This is a genomic window from Acinetobacter sp. Tol 5 (genome assembly GCF_019702905.1).
Classification (GTDB): Bacteria; Pseudomonadota; Gammaproteobacteria; order Pseudomonadales; family Moraxellaceae; genus Acinetobacter; species Acinetobacter bereziniae.
Map to the genome: position 1 here is coordinate 4,619,704 of NZ_AP024708.1, position 24,376 is coordinate 4,644,079.

General features: G+C 40.1%; 15 protein-coding genes, 2 tRNA genes and 3 rRNA genes. 6 read left to right on the top strand and 14 right to left on the bottom strand.

The window, feature by feature from the left end; genetic code table 11:
* Positions 1-2 precede the first annotated feature (2 nt).
* The 5 genes from tssE to TOL5_RS21435 form a co-directional block, all read right to left on the bottom strand.
* The gene (tssE, locus tag TOL5_RS21415; protein WP_004832251.1) at positions 3-476 is read right to left on the bottom strand and encodes a type VI secretion system baseplate subunit TssE; all 474 of its coding nucleotides are present in this window, start codon (positions 474-476) and stop codon (positions 3-5) included.
* Positions 477-541: 65 nt separating this feature from the next.
* On the bottom strand, positions 542-1,045 hold the full coding sequence (locus tag TOL5_RS21420) for an Hcp family type VI secretion system effector (RefSeq protein WP_004723558.1): 504 nt from the start codon (positions 1,043-1,045) through the stop codon (positions 542-544).
* Positions 1,046-1,092: 47 nt separating this feature from the next.
* On the bottom strand, positions 1,093-2,574 hold the full coding sequence (gene tssC, locus TOL5_RS21425) for a type VI secretion system contractile sheath large subunit (protein ID WP_004832253.1): 1,482 nt from the start codon (positions 2,572-2,574) through the stop codon (positions 1,093-1,095).
* Positions 2,567-3,076 (bottom strand): type VI secretion system contractile sheath small subunit, encoded by a 510-nt coding sequence (gene tssB, locus TOL5_RS21430; protein ID WP_004832255.1) that lies wholly within the window; start codon positions 3,074-3,076, stop codon positions 2,567-2,569. The genes tssC and tssB overlap by 8 nt, the downstream gene beginning before the upstream one ends.
* A 30-nt stretch (positions 3,077-3,106) precedes the next feature.
* Positions 3,107-3,649 (bottom strand): hypothetical protein, encoded by a 543-nt coding sequence (locus TOL5_RS21435; RefSeq protein WP_227543952.1) that lies wholly within the window; start codon positions 3,647-3,649, stop codon positions 3,107-3,109.
* A 475-nt stretch (positions 3,650-4,124) separates the two neighbouring features.
* Here TOL5_RS21435 and tssH point away from each other — a divergent pair, with 475 nt between their 5' ends.
* The 6 genes from tssH to TOL5_RS21465 are packed head-to-tail and all read left to right on the top strand — an operon-like array spanning position 4,125 to position 11,686.
* Positions 4,125-6,803, top strand: coding sequence for a type VI secretion system ATPase TssH (gene tssH / locus TOL5_RS21440; protein WP_121775834.1), 2,679 nt, complete (start codon positions 4,125-4,127; stop codon positions 6,801-6,803).
* A 17-nt stretch (positions 6,804-6,820) separates the two neighbouring features.
* On the top strand, positions 6,821-7,930 hold the full coding sequence (gene tssA, locus TOL5_RS21445; RefSeq protein WP_004832260.1) for a type VI secretion system protein TssA: 1,110 nt from the start codon (positions 6,821-6,823) through the stop codon (positions 7,928-7,930).
* Between the two features lie 6 nt (positions 7,931-7,936).
* On the top strand, positions 7,937-9,301 hold the full coding sequence (tssK, locus tag TOL5_RS21450; RefSeq protein WP_004832262.1) for a type VI secretion system baseplate subunit TssK: 1,365 nt from the start codon (positions 7,937-7,939) through the stop codon (positions 9,299-9,301).
* Positions 9,302-9,313: 12 nt separating this feature from the next.
* Entirely contained in the window at positions 9,314-10,117 is an 804-nt protein-coding gene (icmH, locus tag TOL5_RS21455) for a type IVB secretion system protein IcmH/DotU (protein ID WP_004832265.1), read from the top strand.
* A 10-nt stretch (positions 10,118-10,127) separates the two neighbouring features.
* Positions 10,128-10,706: a hypothetical protein gene (locus tag TOL5_RS21460; protein WP_009584306.1), complete on the top strand. Its 579-nt coding sequence runs from the start codon at positions 10,128-10,130 to the stop codon at positions 10,704-10,706.
* Positions 10,703-11,686, top strand: a complete 984-nt coding sequence (locus tag TOL5_RS21465) for a M15 family metallopeptidase (RefSeq protein WP_004832269.1) — start codon at positions 10,703-10,705, stop codon at positions 11,684-11,686. Before TOL5_RS21460 ends, TOL5_RS21465 begins: the two co-directional genes overlap by 4 nt.
* A 247-nt stretch (positions 11,687-11,933) precedes the next feature.
* On the opposite strand, the gene TOL5_RS21470 is transcribed toward TOL5_RS21465, so the two are convergent.
* The 9 genes from TOL5_RS21470 to tauD form a co-directional block, all read right to left on the bottom strand.
* Complete coding sequence (locus TOL5_RS21470) at positions 11,934-12,245, bottom strand: ankyrin repeat domain-containing protein (protein WP_058971885.1); 312 nt, start codon at positions 12,243-12,245, stop codon at positions 11,934-11,936.
* Positions 12,246-12,596: 351 nt separating this feature from the next.
* Positions 12,597-12,711: ribosomal RNA gene (rrf, locus tag TOL5_RS21475) — 5S ribosomal RNA — on the bottom strand.
* Positions 12,712-12,878: 167 nt separating this feature from the next.
* Positions 12,879-15,769, bottom strand: a 23S ribosomal RNA gene (locus tag TOL5_RS21480).
* 414 nt (positions 15,770-16,183) lie between these two features.
* Positions 16,184-16,259, bottom strand: a tRNA-Ala gene (locus TOL5_RS21485).
* Positions 16,260-16,303: 44 nt separating this feature from the next.
* Positions 16,304-16,380, bottom strand: a tRNA-Ile gene (locus TOL5_RS21490).
* Between the two features lie 59 nt (positions 16,381-16,439).
* Positions 16,440-17,978: ribosomal RNA gene (locus TOL5_RS21495) — 16S ribosomal RNA — on the bottom strand.
* The 16S, 23S and 5S rRNA genes sit together here with 2 tRNA genes alongside, the layout of an rRNA operon.
* 561 nt (positions 17,979-18,539) lie before the next feature.
* Positions 18,540-20,663, bottom strand: coding sequence for an AAA family ATPase (locus tag TOL5_RS21500; RefSeq protein ID WP_121774966.1), 2,124 nt, complete (start codon positions 20,661-20,663; stop codon positions 18,540-18,542).
* 615 nt (positions 20,664-21,278) lie between these two features.
* Positions 21,279-23,180, bottom strand: coding sequence for a 5'-nucleotidase C-terminal domain-containing protein (locus TOL5_RS21505; protein ID WP_042088872.1), 1,902 nt, complete (start codon positions 23,178-23,180; stop codon positions 21,279-21,281).
* Between the two features lie 305 nt (positions 23,181-23,485).
* Complete coding sequence (gene tauD, locus TOL5_RS21510) at positions 23,486-24,349, bottom strand: taurine dioxygenase (RefSeq protein ID WP_042088918.1); 864 nt, start codon at positions 24,347-24,349, stop codon at positions 23,486-23,488.
* Between the last annotated feature and the right edge of the window lie 27 nt (positions 24,350-24,376).

A 24,376-nucleotide genomic window follows, 5' to 3' on the forward strand; every position in this document is an offset into this window, starting at 1 on the left:
TTTTAAGATCTGGCAGAGATTACATATTGCTGTGTTGTTGGCTTGAGTAAGGCATCAAAAATTACTGGTTCATAAAGCGGATGAATATTTAAATAGGCTTGAATGCTTAAGCATAAAGAACCAACATTCTGATCATCTAGCTGCATTTCTACTTTAATCTGTTTTAATCGTGGTTCATGTGCAGCGATCGACTGCTCAATGGACTGGCAAATAACATCTCGATCTGTGGGATTTGCAGTTGAAAGCCCGACAAAATCAATAATTCCAAACTGTACAATCGATTTTTTGGCTAAAGCATAATCATCAATATCCACATCTAGTTTAGCGATTCGGGTATTTAACAAATCTTCCAAATCATGAGCAACAGACTCTCTTAGCTCATGTATGGAAAGCCCTTTTACATAATCATCTTCAACAATCAAACGATCAAAGAGTGTAGACCGAAACCCATAGGGATAAAGTTGATCTAAGTTCATAACTGATATTCTAATGATATGAAACAGATAGGGACTGTGCAGTCCCTATCTGTCTCGACCAACAATTAAGCAGCGTAAGATGCTGTATTGTTAGAAAGAGACCATTTCTTAGTAACGGCACCTTTAGCAGAACCGTTAATATCTTGTTGATTATAAGTCCACTCAACTGCAGCATATTTCAAACCAAATGCTTCAGTTGGAACACCTTCTTCATTTACAGTAGGTGTTACACTTGAAACAAGAACATGCTTCAATTTGATTTGGAGGTACTTGATACGTTTGTCACCGTTTGCACGGTAAAAATCAATTTGAACTTCGTCAAAAGTATAACCAGCAGAACAAGCTTCCCAAAGTTTTGGACTAGTCGCATCCAAATCTTTAACGAAAAGCATGTCTGAATGTTCTACACGTTCAGCAGTATGACCACCAACGCTTGAAGAAGTAGCAGATTTTGGTTGACGGATGTTGTGAGACCAAGAATTAACTTCTAGCCAGTTCTTGTGCTCAGAATCACGTGACTCACCATCAACTTTGTACTTGCCTTGAAATTGAACGTATATGTCTTTCATTGGATTTACCCTTATTTTTTAAAGTTATTATTTAGCCACGCTCTATTTTAATTCGAGGACTGAGGTAACTCAGTGACAAGTCGCAGAGAAACTGACAACTCATCTAGCTGGAAATGCGGTCTTAAAAAGACCACAGACTTGTAGTGCCCTGGCTCTGCAGGATTCTCTACAACTTTTACAGAAGCTTCACGCAGTGGATACTGTGCTTTTGCTTCTTGAGACGCGCCATCATCAAGCAATACATATTGTGATAGCCATTCATTTAAAAATGCTTCTACGTTTCCAGCCGATGCAAAACTTCCGACTTTATCTCGCATCATTGCTTTTAGATAATGTGCAATTCGAGAAACTGCCATGATGTATTGGATTTGGCTAGAAAGTGATGAGTTTGCATTCGCAGTATCACTGTCATATTTTTTCGGCTTCTGCGTAGACTGTGCACCAAAGAATGCTGCATAGTCTGTATTCTTACAATGCACCAGTGGAATAAAGCCCAAATCACTTAATTCTTTTTCACGACGATCAGTGATAGCAATTTCTGTTGGGCATTTAAATACCACTTCACCATCATTGGTTTTAAAGGTATGCACTGGTAAGCCTTCGACCATACCACCACCTTCTACACCACGAATAGCCGCACACCAACCATGCAAGTCAAAGGCATTGGTCAAACGTGTACCGAACGCATAAGCTGCATTCATCCATAAATATTCATCGTGATTTTGACCTGAAACCTCTTCAACGAAGTTAAAGCCTTCAGTTGCCCATCCCTCTTTAGGATCATAAGGCAAGCGTCCTAAAACACGTGGCATAGTCAATGCAACATAACGCGCATCATCGCTTTCACGGAACGAACGCCATTGCACATATTCAGCTGTTTCAAACACTTTTGAAACATCACGCGGACGATCAATATCAGTGAATGATTCAAGACCTAACATATTGCTGCTTGCAGCAGAAATGAATGGTGCATGTGATGCTGCTGCAACATGTGAAATTTGTTCTAACAGATACATATCTGATGGTGTACGATCGAACTCAAAGTCACCAATCAAAGTAGCATAAGGAGCGCCACCAAATGAACCATATTCTTCTTCATACACTTTTTTAAACAATGTACTTTGATCGAAATCTGTTGCACCTTGGAAGTCTTTGATCAACTCTTTTTTCGTCGTGTTTAACATACGAATTTTGATCAACGGATTAGACGGTGACTCTTGGCAAAAATAGTACAAACCACGCCAAGTCGATTCAATTTTTTGAAACTGCTCGTTGTGCATGATTTTGCTAAGTTGTGTCGAAATAAGTGCATCAATTTCAGCAATACGCTTATCAATAGACAAAGACATGTTTTCAGAAACAGTAATTGTTCCTGCCATGACTTCTTTCGCCAATTCGCTAATTAAGCTTTTCGCACGATCATGTTCTTCATCATTACGTGCAATTCGGCTACGCTCCACAATAGAATCAAGTAAACTTACTTCTTCTACAGCTGTATCTTGTACAGTATTGGTTTGTAAATTACTCATTTTCTGGACCCGCCTCAGCACTTAATTTACGAATCTGATCCGTATTTTGTAAAACCTCATCAAGCAAGTCTTCCAAACGCTCACTATTAGAAATCTTATTTCTCAAGTCTGTTAAACGCTCACGCGCTTCAACCAACTTTTTAAGTGGTTCAACTTGCTGTACAACTTGTTCAGGGCGGAAATCTTCCATTGACTTAAATGTTAAATCAACTGACATGCGACCACCTTCTTCAGTCAAAGTATTTTCAACTTGGAAGGCTGCACGTGGAGATAATGATTCCATCACTTCATCAATGTTTTCTAAGTCAACATTGATAAATTTCTTGTCTTTTAACTTGGTTCTTTCTAACTCAGAAGCAGCAGAGAAATCGCCGAGCACACCAACAACAAATGGTAATTCTTTAACTTCCTTGCCATCACCCACTTCAACATCATAAGTCAGCTGAACACGTGGTGGTCTGATTCGCTGTAATTTTTTCTGTACACTTTCACGTTTTGACATTTTTTTTATCCATTAATTTGAGCAAATAAATTATGTTGGGAAATTCGGTCTAGCTGCTGGTGTCGGCTTCGGTTTTGCTGGAGTAGCAGCGGGTTTAGATGATGCAGGCTTAGATGAAGAAGGTGCAGAACGTGTCGGCGAAGTACGGTTCACTTTCTGAGGACGGCTCACTTTCTGAGGGCGAGAACTACGCTCTACGCTCGGCGCAGTTTCCTGATTTTTTTCAACCAAAACTGCTGCAGGCATTGCTTGTCGAACAGCGTCAGTAAAACTTTTCGCAACTGGATAAGTTTTGGCTTCTGTTAAGTAACGCATTTCACTGGTACGCATCTTATTTAGCGCATCTGAAGCCAAACCAAGACCGGCAAGGAACTTAACATCAGTCAACTCATTGCTTTGAATATTCAATGTTTCTAAATAACTGACGATTTGAAGCGCTTTTTCATTTTTCCCAAGCTGTTGGAATTTCTCCGCAGCTGAGACCAACAGTTTGTTTTTATAGTCTTTGTTCTTCTTATCACACAATTGCGCATAAATCCCCAGAAGCTCAGGATTCGTCTCGCCTTCAACCATTGGATAGTCTTTGATACATGATCTTTTTAGTTTGATCTCATCGTTTGCGCTAACAAATGTGCTCGCAAATGATGCTCCAAGAACTAAAATGTACGGGATATAATTCTTCAAAATCTAACCTCAATTCACTTGATTCAGTTATTCAATAGATTTACTTTTGATGTTTTATAAATATATATAATTAAAGCAACTTCGTTTAAAATCTTAGAAATAAAACTAAAAAAAACACTTTTAGTCAAGTGAAATTTCGTATCAACATTTTAAACGATTGATAAAAAAAGTTTTTTAAAGCGTTTGGATAATATCAATAATATCTTATCTTCACAAAAGTTTTTTTTTCTGTAAAATATTTCTTGAGATTTTTAAAAAAATATTAAACATTTGATTTTAATATACTAATTTAAATGCCAAATTGATAGGCTAGAAAATTAAAAACTGACTTTGTGCCAAAGTAAAGTTTTTGAGAGAGACAAAAATGACCGATTTAAAAGTTTTGATTAAAAAGTTATCTGCATCTTCACGTACAGCTTTAGAACAATCCGCCAATCTATGTGTAAATCATCAAAATTTTGAAATTGAAATTGAACATTTTTTTGTCAAATTACTTGAACAGCATGGCAATGATCTTGAAATATTACTAAACAAATGCAAAATTTCAAAAGATGCATTGTTAAGTGATTTGTTAGAATGCATTTCTCAACTTCCGAAAGGCAATACCCGAACGCCAATCTTTTCAAAATCAATTGTTCGACTTCTGGAACAAGCATGGTTGCTTGCTTCAGCTGAACAAGATTCAGTTATTCGCAGTGGACACTTACTTGTTGCGTTACTTACTGCCTCGGACCTCTATCAAATTGCCATTCGAGCTTCAAGCTTATTTGATCTTTTCCCGATTGATATGATGAAGCATAAATTCTTGGAAATTTGCGTGAACAGTAACGAAAATGTTCCCGTGAATACCACAGAAAAAGAAGCCAAATCTGAAATAGATTCAGGTGATCATTCAGCCTCACTTAAAAAAACGCCGGCACTGGATCAGTTCACTATTAACCTCACTGAAAAGGCTCAAAAAGGTGGAATAGACCCTGTTATTGGTCGTGAATACGAAATCCGTTTGATGCTGGATATTTTGATGCGCCGTCGTCAAAACAATCCCATCTTAACAGGTGAGCCTGGTGTCGGTAAAACTGCTGTAGTTGAAGGTCTAGCACTTAAAATTTCACAAAACCAAGTTCCCGATGCGCTTAAAAATGTTCAACTGCATTCTTTAGATATGGGCTTGTTACAAGCTGGTGCAAGCGTCAAAGGTGAGTTTGAAAACCGATTAAAACAAGTCATCCAAGAAGTGCAACAATCAGCTCACCCAATTATCCTGTTTATTGATGAAGCTCACACCATGATTGGTGCTGGTGGTCAAGCAGGTCAAAATGATGCAGCAAACTTGTTAAAACCTGCATTGGCGCGTGGTGAATTAAGAACAATTGCAGCAACAACATGGGCGGAATATAAGCAGTATTTTGAAAAAGATGCCGCTTTGAGTCGTCGCTTCCAAGTGGTTAAAGTTGAAGAACCAACCGAAGAAGTGGCTATCGATATGTTACGTGCCATGATTCCTGTGATGGCAAATCACTTTAACTTACGTATTGATGATGAAGCCATTGTTACGGCTGTACATTCATCACACCGTTATATCAGTGGGCGCCAACTCCCAGATAAAGCCATTAGCGTATTAGATACAGCGGCTGCACGTGTTGCACTCACACAAAATGCCCAACCTGTGAAATTGGATCAACTCAAAGCTCAACAACATAATTTAAATTTAGAATTCAATATCATTGAAAATGAGCATAAGCATGAGTCAATTCATGAAGAACGCTTAGCACAACTTAAACAATCTTTAGATACACTTGAGCAAGAAATTCAAGAAACAGAACAACAATGGCAAGCTGAATTGGATTTAATTCAGCAAATCAAAGTATTAGAAAGCGGTACCGATACGGAACAAGCATCACATAAAGATGAAATCCTAAAACTTCGTAATAACTTAGCTGAACTGCAAGGTCAAGAACCTCTGGTTTTTGAACGTGTAAATGCACAAATCATCAATGAAATTATTTCAGATTGGACCGGTATTCCTGTTGGGAAAATGGTCAATGATGAAATTAAACAAATTCTCAGCTTGGAAGAAAAACTTGAACAACGGGTAATGGGACAAGATTATGCATTACATCAGCTGGTTCAAGGGATTAAAACATCGAAAGCACGCTTAGAAGATCCGAATAAACCACAAGGTGTCTTCATGCTAGTCGGTCCAAGTGGTGTCGGTAAAACGGAAACCGCCTTAGCACTTGCAAATGAGCTCTATGGTGGTGAATCGCATTTAATCACCATCAATATGTCTGAATACCAAGAAGCACATACTGTTTCCTCTCTCAAAGGTGCACCTCCAGGGTATGTAGGTTATGGTCAAGGTGGTGTATTAACAGAAGCTGTTAGACGTAATCCTTATAGCGTTGTTTTACTGGACGAGATTGAAAAAGCGCATAGCGATGTTCAAGAATTGTTCTACCAAGTTTTCGACAAAGGAACACTTGAAGACGGTGAAGGTCGAGTTATTGATTTTAAAAATACCACGATTTTGTTGACTTCCAATACAGGTTCAAACGCCATTATGCAGGCATGTTTAAATCAGCCTGTCGAAGAGTGGCCAAGCGCTGAAGAGCTTACCGAGCAACTTAAACCAAGTTTATATAAACAATTTAAACCTGCATTTTTGGGTCGTATGCGGATTGTGCCGTATTTCCCATTACATGATGATCTTCTGGTCAGAATTATTGAACATAAAATTGGCAAAATTACTGCACGACTCGAAAAACAATACGAAACCAAAGTGACATATAGCGACGATTTGATCGAGTTAATTCTCAGTCGTTGCACAGAGGTGGATAGTGGTGCGCGTAATGTTGACAATATTTTAAATGCTTCTGTCTTACCTGCATTAGCAACAGAAATGCTGGTTGCGCTAGCAGAACAAAAAATTCCTAAATTGATTCATATCGACACCAAAGATGATGAAATTATTTACCTTTTAGATCCACAAGCCAAATCTGCAAAGAAGAAATCGAGTAAGAAGCCAAAGGTTGTGGAAGCTTAAATTCACGAGTATAGAGAATGGATATTAATTTAGATACCTTACTAAAGCCTATTTCAGATGATCATCCATGTGGAGAAGATTTATCTTTTTCCAATGAGTTTCATGAAATAAAAAAAGCACGAACACATGATGATCCACTATTAGATCAGGGGGATTGGATCTCTGAACCTAAGCAAGCGGATTGGTCATTTGTTGCTGAAAAATCTGTTCAATTATTAACAGATAAAACTAAGGATATCCGTTTACTGACTTGGCTGACCGAAGCTTGGACAAATCTATATGGTTTTGAAGGTTTAATTAAAGGACTAGAGCTGAGCCATCGCGTCTTAGAGCAATTCTGGTTAAAGCTCCATCCTGAAATTGAAGATGATGATTTAGATCAACGTCTCGGGTTGCTACAAGGCTTCACAACACAATTACCCGGCTTGATCAAGAATGTTCCACTCATCAACATTCAACCATTCTACTCACTTGCCCAATACGAAAAATTTTTACATTTACAAAATGTGCGTCGTAAGCAAGCTGAAGATTCTGACAGTGTGGAAGCATCGCTAGAATTAGACCAATTCAACCAAGCTTTATTCAATACATCTCGGACATTTCAATATCAAAATTATCAGCAATTTCAGGAAATTTTGCAGCATTGGAATATCATTAAACAAGTGCTCGATTCTTTGATGGAGTTGGAAGCGCCAAGTTTTGCCAATGTAGATTCTCAACTTGAAAATATTCAAATGAATCTAAAGAAAATCTATAAAGCAGAATCTTTTGGCAGCAACACCAATACAGCGCCTATGGAAAATACAGATACTCAAGTTCAAACACCCATTGCAACAGCTACAGAGTCCTATGCAGCTCCAGTTGTTCAAACACAAAGTTTTCAGCCACAACCACAAAGTCACTTACAGAACCGTGAACAGGCAATGCGTGTTTTACAAGATATTGCTGATTATTTTCAAACCAATGAACCACATAGCCCTGTAAGTTATATGCTGCAAAAAACCATTAAATGGAGTCAAATGCCTTTACACGAATGGTTAACTCAAGTCATTAAAAATGATAATCCCCTTGATTCTATTCAAGAATTACTGGGCGTCAACCAAAATAATGAATCTTCTGAGTGGTAATCCAATATGTTTAAAGCTGAAAAAGTTCTTTGGGGTGAAGGTTTATTTTTAAGACCACAGCATTTCCAACTACAAGATACCTATCAAGAACAACGTTTAAATCATACCGTTCGTTCTACTATTCCCTATCCTTATGGGATTAAAAATCTTCGTTTTGACGAAACTCAATTGGGTACACATGTACTGGCTTTAGAACACATTGATATGATTTGGCAGGATGGCGAGATATATCAAGCACCTGCTAAAGATCTTTTGCCACAACCAATCTTGTTGGATGAATTGAATTTGCGCGGTGAAATGCTCATTTATTTAGCATTGCCGATCTTACAACCCAATAAGAAAAACATTTCAGATGATCAGGATAAGCAACCTGCGCGCTATCATTCTTATTTGAATGAAACACATGATCTGTTTACAGATGCAACACCTGCTGAAATTACTTTTCTGAGACGTCGTACTGAATTCAAACTTTTTGATATTCAAGCTGATCCGAATCAGGATTTAGATGGCTTTTTGTATTTAGCGATTGGAAAAATCAAACGTCATAGTTCAGGTAATTTTGAAATTGATTCAAAATATATTCCGCCAATTTTACATATTCAGTCGAATGAAACCCTGTTGGCGAATTTGAAACGAACTTTAAATGTTGTTCGTGCCAAAATCAAAATGATTCAAACCAATAACCGTGAAAACGAACAGAAACTGATCGAATTTAGATCGGGAGATATTGTGTCTTTCTGGTTGGTGAATGCGCTCAATACTGCTCATGCAACATTAAACCATCTTTTGCAAAATCCTCAGATTCATCCTGAGAAATTGTTCTTTGAGTTGTTACGTTTAACAGGTTCATTGCTCACCTTCTCTACCGCATATGAAGTTGAGCATTTACCACAATATCAACATCACAACTTGCAAGATAGTTTTACTCAATTAGATAAAATCTTACGTGAACTGTTAGATACGATTATTTCAAGTCGTTATATCAGTATCGCATTGAAAGAAATTCGTCCTTCGTATTGGGTCGGTAGCTTAGAAACCGATAAAATCACTAAAGAATCAAGACTTTATATCGCAGTCTCAAGTGGTATGATGCAGACACACGAATTGATTCAAATCGTACCTTTACGTTTCAAAGTTGGTAATACGGTAGATGTAGAACAACGTGTTGTTGCAGCACTTCCTGCAATTCCAATTCATCATTTGGTACAAATTCCAACGGCCATTCCAGTACGATCAGGGGTGAGCTATTTTGAAATTGAGCCACACCACGAGATGTATCAGCGTATGCTTGATTCTGAAACCATTTGTATTTATGTACCAGCAGGTTTCCAAGATATCAGTATTGAGCTGATCGCAGTGATGAACGGTTAAGAGGATGAGCAAATGAGTCAGAACAATAATATCGCCCCTTCACTGTTTGATGATGGACAAATTGGGGCAGGTTCTTTACCTCAACCGACTAAAAATACACAAGCAACCAATTTGGTTGATCTTTTGCACGACGGTTTTTATATCGTCTTTTTATTAAGAAATCAGTACGTTCCTGAAAATGCTGATCGCTTTAAAGAGAAGATTTTAGATTTACTCAATCGCTTCGAACATCAAGCCAAGAAACTACAGTTTTCAGCAGAAGATATTCAAGACGCAAAGTATGCCTATTGCGCTTTACTTGATGAAACGATTGTTACCCAACAAGATCCTTCTTTTTTCAATCTACAAAATCATTGGTTAATCAGCCCATTACAGTTGACCCTGTTCGGTTCACAACTGGCGGGTTATCGTTTTTTTGAGTTTTTAGAGCTGATTCGTGCCCGTGGTAAAGAAAGACTCGCGTCACTCGAAGTTTATCATTATTGCTTATTGCTCGGTTTTCAAGGTAAGTATCGTATTGAATCTATTGAGAGTTTAAATCACTTAGTCGCACGAGTCGGTGATGAAATTGATTACTTAAAAGGTAAAAAAGCTGCTTTTTCACCTTTTGCTGCGCTACCTGATCAGATCAAAAATATTATTCATCGAGAATTACCTTTTGTTTGGATTCTAATTTTCCTGTTGTTATTTGCAGTGCTTGCTTTTGCAGGATTAAAAATTATGTTGAATAAGAATGAAGATGCTTCGCTTGCAAAATTTAATAATGTAATTGCAGCGCCAGCAGAACAAGCGCATATCACGATTCTATTGCCTTGACGGTAAAATTATGACACAAGAAAAGCAAACATCTATTCGTATATTACAAAGTAAGCCTGTTAAAAAAACTTGGGGAAAATCATCAATCTTTTTACTTGGCTTATTAACCGGGATCATCCTTTCAGCGATCTTTTTCTTTATTTTTATCAATTTTAACCAGCCTGAAACTGTAACTGACTCAGTTGAAACAACATCCGCTGTACAAGAACAAGATGTACAAGCGCATACTGAAGAAGCTACAAACAATCAACATGATGAAAGCGCTGGTGCTTATAAACAACATATTAATGAGAAAGACTTTAATCAAATTTTCAAACATGAAAATAAGCCTGCACCTCAACCAGTTCCAAAGAGCGGCTCACCATTTGAACAAATGCTCAAACCAGAAGTGAAGCCTGCTCCTGCAGTAGCATCTAAACCACCAGTTGTACCTGCAAAACCTGTAGCCGCTGCAACAGCCAAACCGAAAGTTGAGGCAAAAGCAGCTGAAAAAGAAGCTCCAGCGAAAAAGGAAGAAGTTCAAGAGATCTCTCCTGAAGCGACTGTCAAAATGACCATAGAAAGAAAAGAGATAGAAAACAAACCATGATTTTGTTTGTTGTTATTTGTTTTCTCTTTTTGGTGATTGGTCTTACTTTTTTAATGTCTTATGAGATCAGAAACAAAACTTTAGACTATTTAAAAGCACTGCTACCACAGGGTAAGAAAAAACTAGCCTCTGCAAAACATTTCGCAGAGCAAATGAACCAAGCAGCTTCTGCACATCAAACTCAGACCCATTGGCATTTACAACAATGGTGGATTTTGATTGCAGGTTTTTTTCTGCTTTCCAGTATTTTAGTTTTTGCCTTTACTCGACCCATTGACCCGACAAAAGTAGAAGCAGAATACTTAAGACAGACAGATCCACAAATCTATGCATTGCTTAATGGTGAGGTCTTAAGCCCTCCGCCTGCTGTTGATGACAGCTTAATTGATGCCGCAATTGTGCAAGCTCAAATCCTAGAGAGAGAAAATCCACTTCCAAATCATCAATTCCCAAGTGTGAATCCATCAGCGATTGATAACGAAGGAGTTGGGGATCAGAGAAGCAGTTTTGATACGGCAATGGTTGACCGTAAATGGGACAAAATGCATCCAAGTTATAAGCAACGTTTGCTGATGGTCTTTAAAATCATGAAAGAACGTCACGGTTATGAAATGGTTCTTTTAGAAGGTTATCGTAGCCCTGAACGTCAAACACGTTTATCGGGCAATACAGCAACCACTTTAGCCAAAGCCTATCAAAGTTATCATCAATTTGGTTTAGCTGCTGATGTCGCCTTTAAACGTGATGGCAAAGTAGTGATTTCTGAACGTGATCCATGGGCTTGGAAAGGTTATCAACTGTATGGTGTTGTCGCTGAATCCGTAGGTTTAACCTGGGGTGGTCGCTGGACAAGAATTCATGACTATGGTCATACTGAATTCCGAATGCCTGGGCTACGTAAAAACCGTGAATCTGCTGAACGCTTAATTGCAGAAGCACAAGGTAAAGGTCTCATGGCAAATAATATTGAGGTCAATTAATGAAAATTTTATTGTTATAGGAAATTGCTTACAACAATCACAGCGATTGTCATCTATACGATTAGTGATCAATTTTATATTCTATGGTCAGAGGGAACAGGAAGTTTCCCAGACAAAACAACAATAACCAAGTGTCTGAGCATCAGGAACGTGAGATTCGACAGGAGTCAGATCTAACACACCAATACGAAGAAAACCCCATCAGGATTATGGGGTTTTCTTTTTATAGCCATACCATTTTTTTGATTTATAGTTTCTTTAAATATTCGACTATTTCTTTATTATTCGCCATTTCTGCCAGTTCCAAGGCTGTAAATTGTGCTTTATAGTGGACATCTGCACCCTGACTCACTAATAACTTTACAATTTCTAAATGATCATTTTCAGCAGCAGCGTGTAATGCACTATAACCTTCTTCATCCATTTGATTGGCATCAATCCCTTGTGATAAAAGCTGTTCGACTTGTTCAATATCGCCAAGTGAAGCAGCAAACACCAGTTCAGGAAGATAAAGTTCTTCATCATCATTAGGAATGGGAGAGAATGAGTTCAGTTTCATAGGATCACCTGATACTTTGTATTCGGCTATTGTAATCAAACTATTTGCATTAGATGTTAATTTTCTGTGCTATAGGAAGTAAACCTTCACAGACTTATCATTTTCATCCTATATTAACCTGAGTTCGATATAAAAATCTTGATAAAACATGATACTCGGAAACGTCATCTGCAACTGTTTGAGGCAGGACTACTTCTATAAGGCTCTGCAGAGCTTTATTATTTTCAATAAGTTAAAGATATGATTACATTGAACTCAAGTTATATTATTCTTTTATGGGACTTTTTCACTTTTCTTTACACATAAAAAAACACCCTCAACATTTTAGTTGAGGGTGTTTTAAGAATTAAAAGCTGGCGATGACTTACTCTCACATGGGTAACCCCACACTACCATCAGCGCTAAGAGGTTTCACTTCTGAGTTCGGGAAGGGATCAGGTGGTTCACTCTTGCTATTGTCGCCAGCAAACTGTTATGGACTTTTTCGGGTCTTATGGGGATGCCTTACTTTGTTCCAAATGAGTTTAACAGAACATTTGAGTTGGTTATTGTAACTAGCTTTACAACTAAATCAAGTTTCTTTGATCTTTTATGAATCAAATGATGTTTCATATACAACTGCTTGGGTGTTGTATAGTCAAGCCTCACGAGCAATTAGTATTGGTCAGCTTCATGCGTCACCGCACTTCCACATCCAACCTATCAACGTCGTAGTCTTCAACGGCTCTTTAGAGGACATAAAGTCCTAGGGAAATCTTATCTTGAGGTAGGCTTCCCGCTTAGATGCTTTCAGCGGTTATCCCTTCCGAACATAGCTACCCGGCGATGCGACTGGCGTCACAACCGGTACACCAGAGGTTCGTCCACTCTGGTCCTCTCGTACTAGGAGCAGATCCTCTCAAATTTCCAACGCCCACGGTAGATAGGGACCGAACTGTCTCACGACGTTCTAAACCCAGCTCGCGTACCTCTTTAAATGGCGAACAGCCATACCCTTGGGACCTGCTTCAGCCCCAGGATGAGATGAGCCGACATCGAGGTGCCAAACACCGCCGTCGATATGAACTCTTGGGCGGTATCAGCCTGTTATCCCCAGAGTACCTTTTATCCGTTGAGCGATGGCCCTTCCATACAGAACCACCGGATCACTAAGACCTACTTTCGTACCTGCTCGACTTGTGGGTCTCGCAGTTAAGCGCGCTTTTGCCTTTATACTCTACGCGTGATTTCCGACCACGCTGAGCGCACCTTCGTACTCCTCCGTTACTCTTTAGGAGGAGACCGCCCCAGTCAAACTACCCACCAGACATGGTCCTCGTCCCGGATAACGGGACAGAGTTAGAACCTCAATATTACCAGGGTGGTATTTCAAGGATGGCTCCATAGCAACTGGCGTCGCTACTTCTAAGCCTCCCACCTATCCTACACAAGTAAGATCAAAGTTCAATGTCAAGCTGCAGTAAAGGTTCACGGGGTCTTTCCGTCTAGCCGCGGGTACACCGCATCTTCACGGCGATTTCGATTTCACTGAGCCTCTGCTGGAGACAGCGCCCCCATCATTATGCCATTCGTGCAGGTCGGAACTTACCCGACAAGGAATTTCGCTACCTTAGGACCGTTATAGTTACGGCCGCCGTTTACTGGGGCTTCGATCAAGAGCTTCGCTTACGCTAACCCCATCAATTAACCTTCCAGCACCGGGCAGGCATCACACCCTATACGTCCACTTTCGTGTTTGCAGAGTGCTATGTTTTTAATAAACAGTTGCAGGGGCCTGGTTTCTGTGGCTGCCAATAGCTCAAGGAGCAAGTCCTATCACCGTCAGCAGCGTACCTTCTCCCGAAGTTACGGTACCATTTTGCCTAGTTCCTTCAGCAGAGTTCTCTCAAGCGCTTTGGTCTACTCGACCTGACCACCTGTGTCGGTTTCGGGTACGATTCCTGTGTAACTGAAGCTTAGAGACTTTTCCTGGAAGCATAGTATCAGCCACTTCACGAGTAAACTCGCTTGCTATCAGTTCTCAGCATAGAGCACCCCGGATTTGCCTAAGATGCATGCCTACAACCTTTCACCTGGACAACCAACGCCAGGCTGACTTAACTTTCTCCGTCCTCTCATCGCATTACACAGAAGTATTGGAATATTAACCAATTTCCCATCGACTACGCCTCTCGGCCTCGCCTTAGGGGTCGACTCACCCAGCCCCGATTAACGTTGGACTGGAACCCTTGGTCTTTCAGCGAACGGGTTTTTCACCCGTTTTGTCGTTACTCACGTCAGCATTCGCACTTCTGATACCTCCAGCATGCTTCTCAACACACCTTCATCGGCTTACAGAACGCTCCCCTACCACGTATACAATGTATACATCCGCAGCTTCGGCATATAGTTTTAGCCCCGTTACATCTTCCGCGCAGGCCGACTCGACTAGTGAGCTATTACGCTTTCTTTAAAGGGTGGCTGCTTCTAAGCCAACCTCCTAGCTGTCTATGCCTTCCCACATCGTTTCCCACTTAACTATAATTTTGGGGCCTTAGCTGGCGGTCTGGATTGTTTTCCTCTTGACTACGGACGTTAGCACCCGCAGTCTGTCTCCCGGATAGTACTCATAGGTATTCGGAGTTTGCATCGGTTTGGTAAGTCGGGATGACCCCCTAGCCGAAACAGTGCTCTACCCCCTATGGTATTCGTCCGAGGCGCTACCTAAATAGCTTTCGGGGAGAACCAGCTATCACCGAGTTTGATTAGCCTTTCACCCCTATCCACAAGTCATCCCCTGGCTTTTCAACGACAGTGGGTTCGGTCCTCCAGTTAGTGTTACCCAACCTTCAACCTGCTCATGGATAGATCACCCGGTTTCGGGTCTATACCCAGCAACTAAACGCCCTATTAAGACTCGATTTCTCTACGGCTCCCCTATACGGTTAACCTTGCTACTGAATATAAGTCGCTGACCCATTATACAAAAGGTACGCAGTCACCAAACAAGTTGGCTCCCACTGCTTGTATGCATGCGGTTTCAGGATCTATTTCACTCCCCTCACAGGGGTTCTTTTCGCCTTTCCCTCACGGTACTGGTTCACTATCGGTCAGTCAGGAGTATTTAGCCTTGGAGGATGGTCCCCCCATATTCAGACAAGGTTTCACGTGCCTCGCCCTACTCGTCATCATTATATGTGCACTTTCGTGTACGGGACTATCACCCTCTACGGTAGCACTTCCCAGAGCTTTCCGCTAATACACATATAACTTAATGGGCTGATCCCCGTTCGCTCGCCGCTACTGAGGGAATCTCAATTGATTTCTTTTCCTAAGGGTACTGAGATGTTTCACTTCCCCTCGTTCGCCTCGCATGACTATGTATTCATCATGCGATACCTACCTTATGGTAAGTGGGTTTCCCCATTCAGAAATCTCCGGATCACAGGATATTTGCCGCCTCCCCGAAGCTTATCGCAGGCTATTACGTCTTTCTTCGCCTCTGACTGCCAAGGCATCCACCACATGCACTTAATTACTTGACTATACAACCCCAAACAGTCGTTAATCCCTACAAGGAGGATCAACAATGTGGATTTAACCACTTCTATTTGTTGCTTGTGAACTTAATCACTGTACAGCTTCAATTTAATTCATATACCAAAACGCTTGATTCAGTTTTATCGCTAGTTCTCATTTCACTCCACATTAACAATTGCTTGTTAAGCTTCATAAAACGAGTTAAACAATTATTTCAACTCAAATATATTCTGTTAATGATTCTCTACCGCCTCGTCAGCAAGTAGTTCACTGTGATAAATCACAGAAGTTAATAAACTCTATAAACTTCAGTTCATTAATTTCTATAATCAATTTCATCTTTCAAATGGATGCCTGCGCGAAGCACAGCTTCTTGCTTAAATTTTCGGACAAAGCGTTGCTTTGTTTTCCCTCAAATTTGGTGGAGACTAGGAGAGTCGAACTCCTGACCTCCTGCGTGCAAAGCAGGCGCTCTACCAACTAAGCTAAGTCCCCAGCTTAAGATCTTAATATATCTGCTCTTCTGTGTTCAGTAGACTTGGTGGGTCTGACAAGACTTGAACTTGTGACCCCACGCTTATCAAGCGTGTGCTCTAACCAACTGAGCTACAGACCCTCAGATACATCAATGAAGAACAACTTGTTGTGGATTCTTACCAATCGTCAATCTTTCGTTAAGGAGGTGATCCAGCCGCAGGTTCCCCTACGGCTACCTTGTTACGACTTCACCCCAGTCATCGGCCACACCGTGGTAAGCGTCCTCCTTACGGTTAGACTACCTACTTCTGGTGCAACAAACTCCCATGGTGTGACGGGCGGTGTGTACAAGGCCCGGGAACGTATTCACCGCGGCATTCTGATCCGCGATTACTAGCGATTCCGACTTCATGGAGTCGAGTTGCAGACTCCAATCCGGACTACGATCGGCTTTTTGAGATTAGCATCCTATCGCTAGGTAGCAACCCTTTGTACCGACCATTGTAGCACGTGTGTAGCCCTGGTCGTAAGGGCCATGATGACTTGACGTCGTCCCCGCCTTCCTCCAGTTTGTCACTGGCAGTATCCTTAAAGTTCCCATCCGAAATGCTGGCAAGTAAGGAAAAGGGTTGCGCTCGTTGCGGGACTTAACCCAACATCTCACGACACGAGCTGACGACAGCCATGCAGCACCTGTATGTAAGTTCCCGAAGGCACCAATCCATCTCTGGAAAGTTCTTACTATGTCAAGACCAGGTAAGGTTCTTCGCGTTGCATCGAATTAAACCACATGCTCCACCGCTTGTGCGGGCCCCCGTCAATTCATTTGAGTTTTAGTCTTGCGACCGTACTCCCCAGGCGGTCTACTTATCGCGTTAGCTGCGCCACTAAAGTCTCAAAGACCCCAACGGCTAGTAGACATCGTTTACGGCATGGACTACCAGGGTATCTAATCCTGTTTGCTCCCCATGCTTTCGTACCTCAGCGTCAGTATTAGGCCAGATGGCTGCCTTCGCCATCGGTATTCCTCCAGATCTCTACGCATTTCACCGCTACACCTGGAATTCTACCATCCTCTCCCATACTCTAGCTTCCCAGTATCGAATGCAATTCCCAAGTTAAGCTCGGGGATTTCACATCCGACTTAAAAAGCCGCCTACGCACGCTTTACGCCCAGTAAATCCGATTAACGCTCGCACCCTCTGTATTACCGCGGCTGCTGGCACAGAGTTAGCCGGTGCTTATTCTGCGAGTAACGTCCACTCATCTTGGGTATTAACCAAAAGAGCCTCCTCCTCGCTTAAAGTGCTTTACAACCATAAGGCCTTCTTCACACACGCGGCATGGCTGGATCAGGGTTCCCCCCATTGTCCAATATTCCCCACTGCTGCCTCCCGTAGGAGTCTGGGCCGTGTCTCAGTCCCAGTGTGGCGGATCATCCTCTCAGACCCGCTACAGATCGTCGCCTTGGTAGGCCTTTACCCCACCAACTAGCTAATCCGACTTAGGCTCATCTATTAACGCAAGGTCACAAGTGATCCCCTGCTTTCCCCCGTAGGGCGTATGCGGTATTAGCATCCCTTTCGAGATGTTGTCCCCCATTAATAGGCAGATTCCTAAGTATTACTCACCCGTCCGCCGCTAGGTCAGTTACCGAAGCAACATCCCCCGCTCGACTTGCATGTGTTAAGCCTGCCGCCAGCGTTCAATCTGAGCCATGATCAAACTCTTCAGTTAAAATCATTAGTGACTTAAGGTCACAATTCTGGCTCATCAATGTACTGACAAATTCTCTCAAATAAACTTCGAGTAATTTAAACCAATCAATCAATGATAATATTTCGATCAATCAATCAGTAAAAATCCACACAAGTTGTTCTTCATATTCTCTTAATGATCTTCTTCATGCTTCGTCAGCATCAAGCTAGGTCGGCTATATTACTCTCTATCTCTAGAAAGTCAACTGGGATTTCAAATTATTTTTTAAACTTCTTTTCTAAAACCCAACTTAATCAATTCAACCAAGTCATTGTTTTATCAGAAGTTTTAATCTTCATCACCGCCGATGGATGTGCATTCTACAGCATTCCTAACCTAACACAACCCCCTTTTTTAATCTTTCTGTTCGGATGGATGTTTTTTCCTCAAATTCACCCTTTTTTTTGCTTCTTTATCTATTTTTTGAGCATTTTCATCTATTTTTTTCATATTAAATCTATTTTGGAGCTGTGTTTTTCATACGAAAGTCAGAAAATCTCGGCTTATTTCTGGTTATCGCATTTTAAAAAGAAAACCGCATCAACTTGATGCGGTAAATCCAATACTTTGTGAGCTTTTATATTTGGTAGCCATTTCATCGGCAAGGTGCTGCACAATTGCATCTACACTTTCAAAAGGATGAAAACAAGACTGACGTACAATCACCGCAAAGTCTCCAGCACTTAAACGATCTAGAGCATTTAACTTCGCCTTGATCTTTGGCTCATCTACAACAAGCTTCAGTTGTGCACAGACATTTTCCAATAAAGCCAAGCGTTGAGCATAATTTAAGAAATCAAAATGCATCTTAAAGTCAAAACGGCGCATTGCTGCCTGATCCAACTCATCAAAACGATTGGTTGTTGCAACCATAACGCCATTGAAGCTTTCCATTTGGACCAAAAACTCATTTACTTGAGAAACTTCCCAAGAGCGTGTTGCTTGACGACGGTCTTGTAACAAACCATCTACTTCATCCAAGAGTAAAACAGCTTGCATCTCTTCCGCTTCCTGAAAAGCTTTTGCAAGATTTTTTTCTGTTTCCCCCACCCAAGCTGAAATCAAATCTGAGCCACGCTTAATCAGTAATGGTCGATTGATACGTTCAGAAAGCCATCTTGCAAATGCGGTCTTACCCGTTCCAGATGCACCATATAGACATAAACGTCCGAAACCATGTTGCTGAATCCCTGTTGTGATTTCAGCAAGATTTGACTTACAGTTGATATAAGCCAAGTCATAGAATTTGGGTAATGCATTGCTATCTTGCAACCGAATCGCTTGATACCCTTGTGCTTTCAGTGTATTGGAAACCAATTGAGTCATGCTTTCCTGTACCACTAAACCTTCATTTTCCATCTGTGCCACTTTCGCAACACGATAACTGCGACGTAAAATGGCAGGGGAAAGTTGTTCAACATTGGCAAACGCTTGTTGATACAACATATTGAGATCATCACCACAATGCTGTTGTATAAAGCTACTCCGTTGCTGTTTAGGGGGGACTTTTATTTCTAACACCATGTCAAAACGGCGTATAAACGCAGGATCAAGCTGATCAGAGTTTGAAACCCAAATCGTAGGTGTTCGATTTTTTTCTAATATCCGGTTGACCCAAGCCTTACGACTTTGCGCTGTGCTTTTCATGCCGACACCATTTTCAGTGTCATTAAACACATCTTCCACTTCATCAAACATCAATAATGCAGATTGGCTATCGAAAATACATTGTGCCGCACGATAAGCACATAAACGCCCTGTCGCAGAAATCGCATCACCATCTTCATCTTCACAGGAGATTTCAAAAAGCTGTACGTCCATTTCTTGTGCCAATGTTTTACAGAGTTGTGTTTTGCCTGTACCAGAACTGCCATACAGAAAAATATTCACACCTTCTTGCTTATTCTGTTTCACTTGCTTTAGATAAGCCATCAACAAGGTCAATTCAGAGGCTAAATGAGGATAGTCCCTAAGCGTCAATTCAGCAGGATGACTTTTATTGATCGTGCCAACAAAAAGATCCATAACATCATTGGTTTTCACCAATAATTTATCCGCCAATTGATTAGAGACCAGATTCAGTTTTCCTCGTAAATAGTTACGATAGTGTTGCTGCACACTGATCAAACCACTACGATGTAAACGCCCTTGTACAGACAGCGCTTGACGGATCTCGTCATAAGGTAAATCCAAAACCACAGCCAAAGCACGAATCGTTTTAGAAGCCGTGAGCTCACCAATCGTGTCAGCGACATCATCTAAAAGTTGCTCACTGTTGAGCATCACTACAAAACCTAAAATCGTTGTTTCGACAGCGTTTAAATCCAGCAATTGTTGGATTAATTTCAAGTTATATTGCAACTCATCATTAAATTGAAAGGCATTCAATAAATTTTGTTGCTGAATGCTTTTATGCAATTGATTGAGTTCTTGATAAGCTGCTTGCTCATTAAATTGATCCGCAAGTAATGCTTCTGAAAAACCAAGTTTCTTAGCAATCCATTGATGGCTAAAACAATGATCAGAAATAAATTCTTTTGCGCCTCCCAGCTCCAGCAAAAATCGAAAAGCCCAGAGTTTTACAATCGGAGAAATTTCAGCAAAATCCGCAACCTCAACATGTTGCACCGTATGTGCAAAAGGTTGATTTATATATTCGTTCATATATTCACTTTTTTCTTTTCATGTCCGAGTTTGGCTTTAGCTAATCTGTATTTTTTACAAGCAAAGCGATCCCGAAGAACATGTATATTCTTTAAAATAAGGTTTTTGTTCGTTTAATTTAAACGATTAAAATGTATGGGGGTCTATTGAAAGCCCAAAATAAGAAATACGCTAAACAACATGATTGTTCTCCCGAATATTGAATTTAAATGTAGATTCAAATTACATTTCAAACAGGTGTCTAAAATGTGCTGGGTTTAATCAAGATATTATGGTTATCCTGCAACCAGTCAGTGGTCGTCTATAATCTTGTCAAATGGCAACGTTACAAGATCAAATAAGGCAAGTGAAAGAAAAAAATACGGTCATCATTGTGATTATTTAAGCCATCGTGGCTAAATTTTGGCTCATTTTAATGTGAAGCATCTATTTTTGCAATTCTTTATTAGATTTTTAGCCTTCATTATTCTTTTAAAGCAATCCATTTTCTTCGTCTAAGGAAATTTAAACGTTTTGAAATTCCTATGCGCTATCAACCTCAAGACTATCAAGGTATTACCCAAACAGAAAAAATAAAAAATCCCGCCTAAGCGAGATTTTTTATTGTCTTTCAGATTATTTCGCTTTATCTATAAAAAGCTGAGTACTATATTCAGTCGTTGCTAATTTATTAATTTTCTTTTGCCCTTCTTGACCAGTCAAAGCTTGGGCATATTTAAGAAAAGCCTCGGCATAATCTAAGCCAACATCTAAACGACGCTCACCAGTGATGGTCTTTAAAGTCGTATAGTAATCTCCGCCATTGGCAAGAAAATCGATGGTGATCACTTTATAGGTTTTATTCAGATCAATATTTTCATATTGTCCTGCTGCATTACGTACTTGTATTTGACTGAGGCGCTGACCTTTATCTTTTGTGAAATCAACATTCCAACGTAAACCACCCGTGTATGGATAACTTCCCGTGTTATTCTGGGTAATCACTCCGTCGATCGCATCTTCGAGTGTTGCTTTAACTTCAGCACCGGTCAAATCTAAACGCAACAACGTATTTTTAAAAGGTAATACATTATAAATTTTACCGACCGTGACATCGCCCAAAGCAACATCTTCACGGACACCACCGCCATTTTGGAAGGAAATATCTGCACCAAAAAACACTTTACCTTGTTGTAAAAATGCTTCGGCAATAATTTGCTGAATATCACCACCATGTTGATCGACATGAGTATTTTTATTACACACATCTCCTAATGTAGAACGGTTTACATCACGTAATGTTCCTGGTACTCGGCGCGAGCATAGATTATCTGTCGCCTGCCCTACAATTTTTTGAGCAAAGCTTTTCTTTTGATCCTGATAGGGTTTTAAAACATCTAAAGTCTTTTGTAATGGTGTGACCACAGTAAACGGTGCATTGTCTGTTTTAAATTGAGCCAGAATAGCTTGTTTTTCTGTTTCGGTGACTGCTTTTGCATCTTTCGCTGTACGGGTAAAATTATTTCCAATTAAAACATGCGGCGTACCACTACAGCTTTCGACATTACCATTTTTGTCGAACTTAACATTGAGATCTCCCACAATATAACTATATTGCCAAGCTTGAGCCACACAGACCAATTGACCATCTTTATTGCGTAGTTGAGTCGGATAAGCACCTTCAGGCGTCATTCCATATTTTTTTAAGCCATCTGGACCCAATAAAGTATGTGAATCACCACCAATGATCACATCGACATCTGTAAGTGATTTTGCCAACTGTTGATCGAGGTCATATCCCACATGGGTTTGTAGAATAATATTTTTGATGCCTTGTGCTTTGTATTGATTAATTTCTTGTTGTGCGGTTTCGATTTCATCAGCAAATAATGTATCAGCATTCGGCTGAGAAGAGTTTTTGGTTTTTTTCGCCACAGTTAAACCAATAATTGCGAGTTTAACACCATCTTTCTCAAAGACTTTTGACTTTAAAATACGGTTGGTTTTATATAATGGCGAAGATGCCCCGAAGCTTACGTTGGCAGTCAGGACTTGAGTCTTTTCTTTACAAGTACCTTGGTCTAGGAAACCAATAAATTTCTTTAAACCATCATCCTTAGCATCGAATTCATGATTTCCAGGGGTAAATGTATCAAAACAAACGGTATTCATCGCATCAGCATCTGCTTTACCGTCCGTAAGGTTATAGTACAAATCACCAGTGGTCGCATCACCTGCATGGATTTTAAAAGCGTTTTTCTTTTCTGCTGCAAGTTGATTAATTAAGCTGGCTACACGCGCAAAACCACCACTTGTAACACTGAATTCTTCTTCCCCTGTCCCCACATTGGTTTTAAATTTAATACTTTCTTCATCTAAATGTGAATGGTGGTCATTTATATGTAGGATGTTTAACTCTAATGGTTTTGCTTCTACAGGTTGATCAACATTTGAATGATCATTATCATCATTACATGCCACCAGCAACGTAGAAAGCATACTCAGCAAAAAGATTTGATTTTTCTTATTAATCAACATGATATTTCCAACAAGCAATAAATTATTCTTGTTTAGTATGTTGATCATTTATTTAATTTTGATGAATAATTAAACATTTTTCACATAAAAAACCTACATTGAAATCTTGAATTTCCAAATAGTTTAATACTTTTAATCACAAAAACCTTGTACCAATCTGAATGTACCGTCTTAGTTTTTAAACAGCTTCCTTATATTTATCACCATAATAATTATGTAAATTTATGATTTTTATTGATTTTAAATTTAATACATTCAAACGTAAAAAAACCAATCGAATCTGATTGGTTTTTAACGGTGGAAACTTAATCTGCTTGATAAAATGGTCGATCACCCATCAATGTTGCTCGATTCATAACCCGGTGCTGTGGGCGATAATCATCAACTGCATAGTGGAAAGTACAACGATTGTCCCAAAATGCAACATCATTGGCTTGCCAAGACCAACGCACCACAAACTCAGGTTTTTGAATATGCTCAAACAACATTTTCAAAACAGCATCACTTTCTTTGGCTTCTAATTCATTGATTCGTGTTGTAAACCCCTCACTCACAAATAAGGCTTTACGACCTGTAATGGGATGAGTACGAATCACAGGATGGCTAATCGGTGGATGCTTTTTCTTGGCTGCTTCTAACTTTTCCAACTCTGCTGGGTCACCACCAAAGCGATCTATCGGAAATGAACGTGCAATATCATGTGTTGCGGTTAAACCCGATAACATCTCTTGCATCGGTTGAGATAATGCTTCAAAAGCTGCTGTACCACTTGACCAGAGTGTATCGCCACCCCATGCTGGAACTTTCTTTGCACTCAAAATTGCACCCATTGCAGGTTCTTCAAGGAAAGTGACATCGGTATGCCACAGTGCATTATCACGCAAATCATTTAATTCGGTATCCAAAACCATAATTTCTGGTTGTTCTGGAATATTTGGATAAATGGGATGAATATGTAACTGTCCAAACTGTCGAGCGAAAGTAGCATGTTGTTGAGCTGTCATCGGCTGATTTCTAAAAAAAATAACCTGATGTTTTAGCAATGCTGTTTCAATCAATGTCTTTTCTTCAGGCGTCAAAGCTTGATTAAAATTAATCCCTTCAATCACAGCACCAATGGTAGGATTCAATGGTGTAATTTTAAAAGTATTTGATACAACAGCGTTCATTTCTTCCTCGATCATCTCACGATGTTT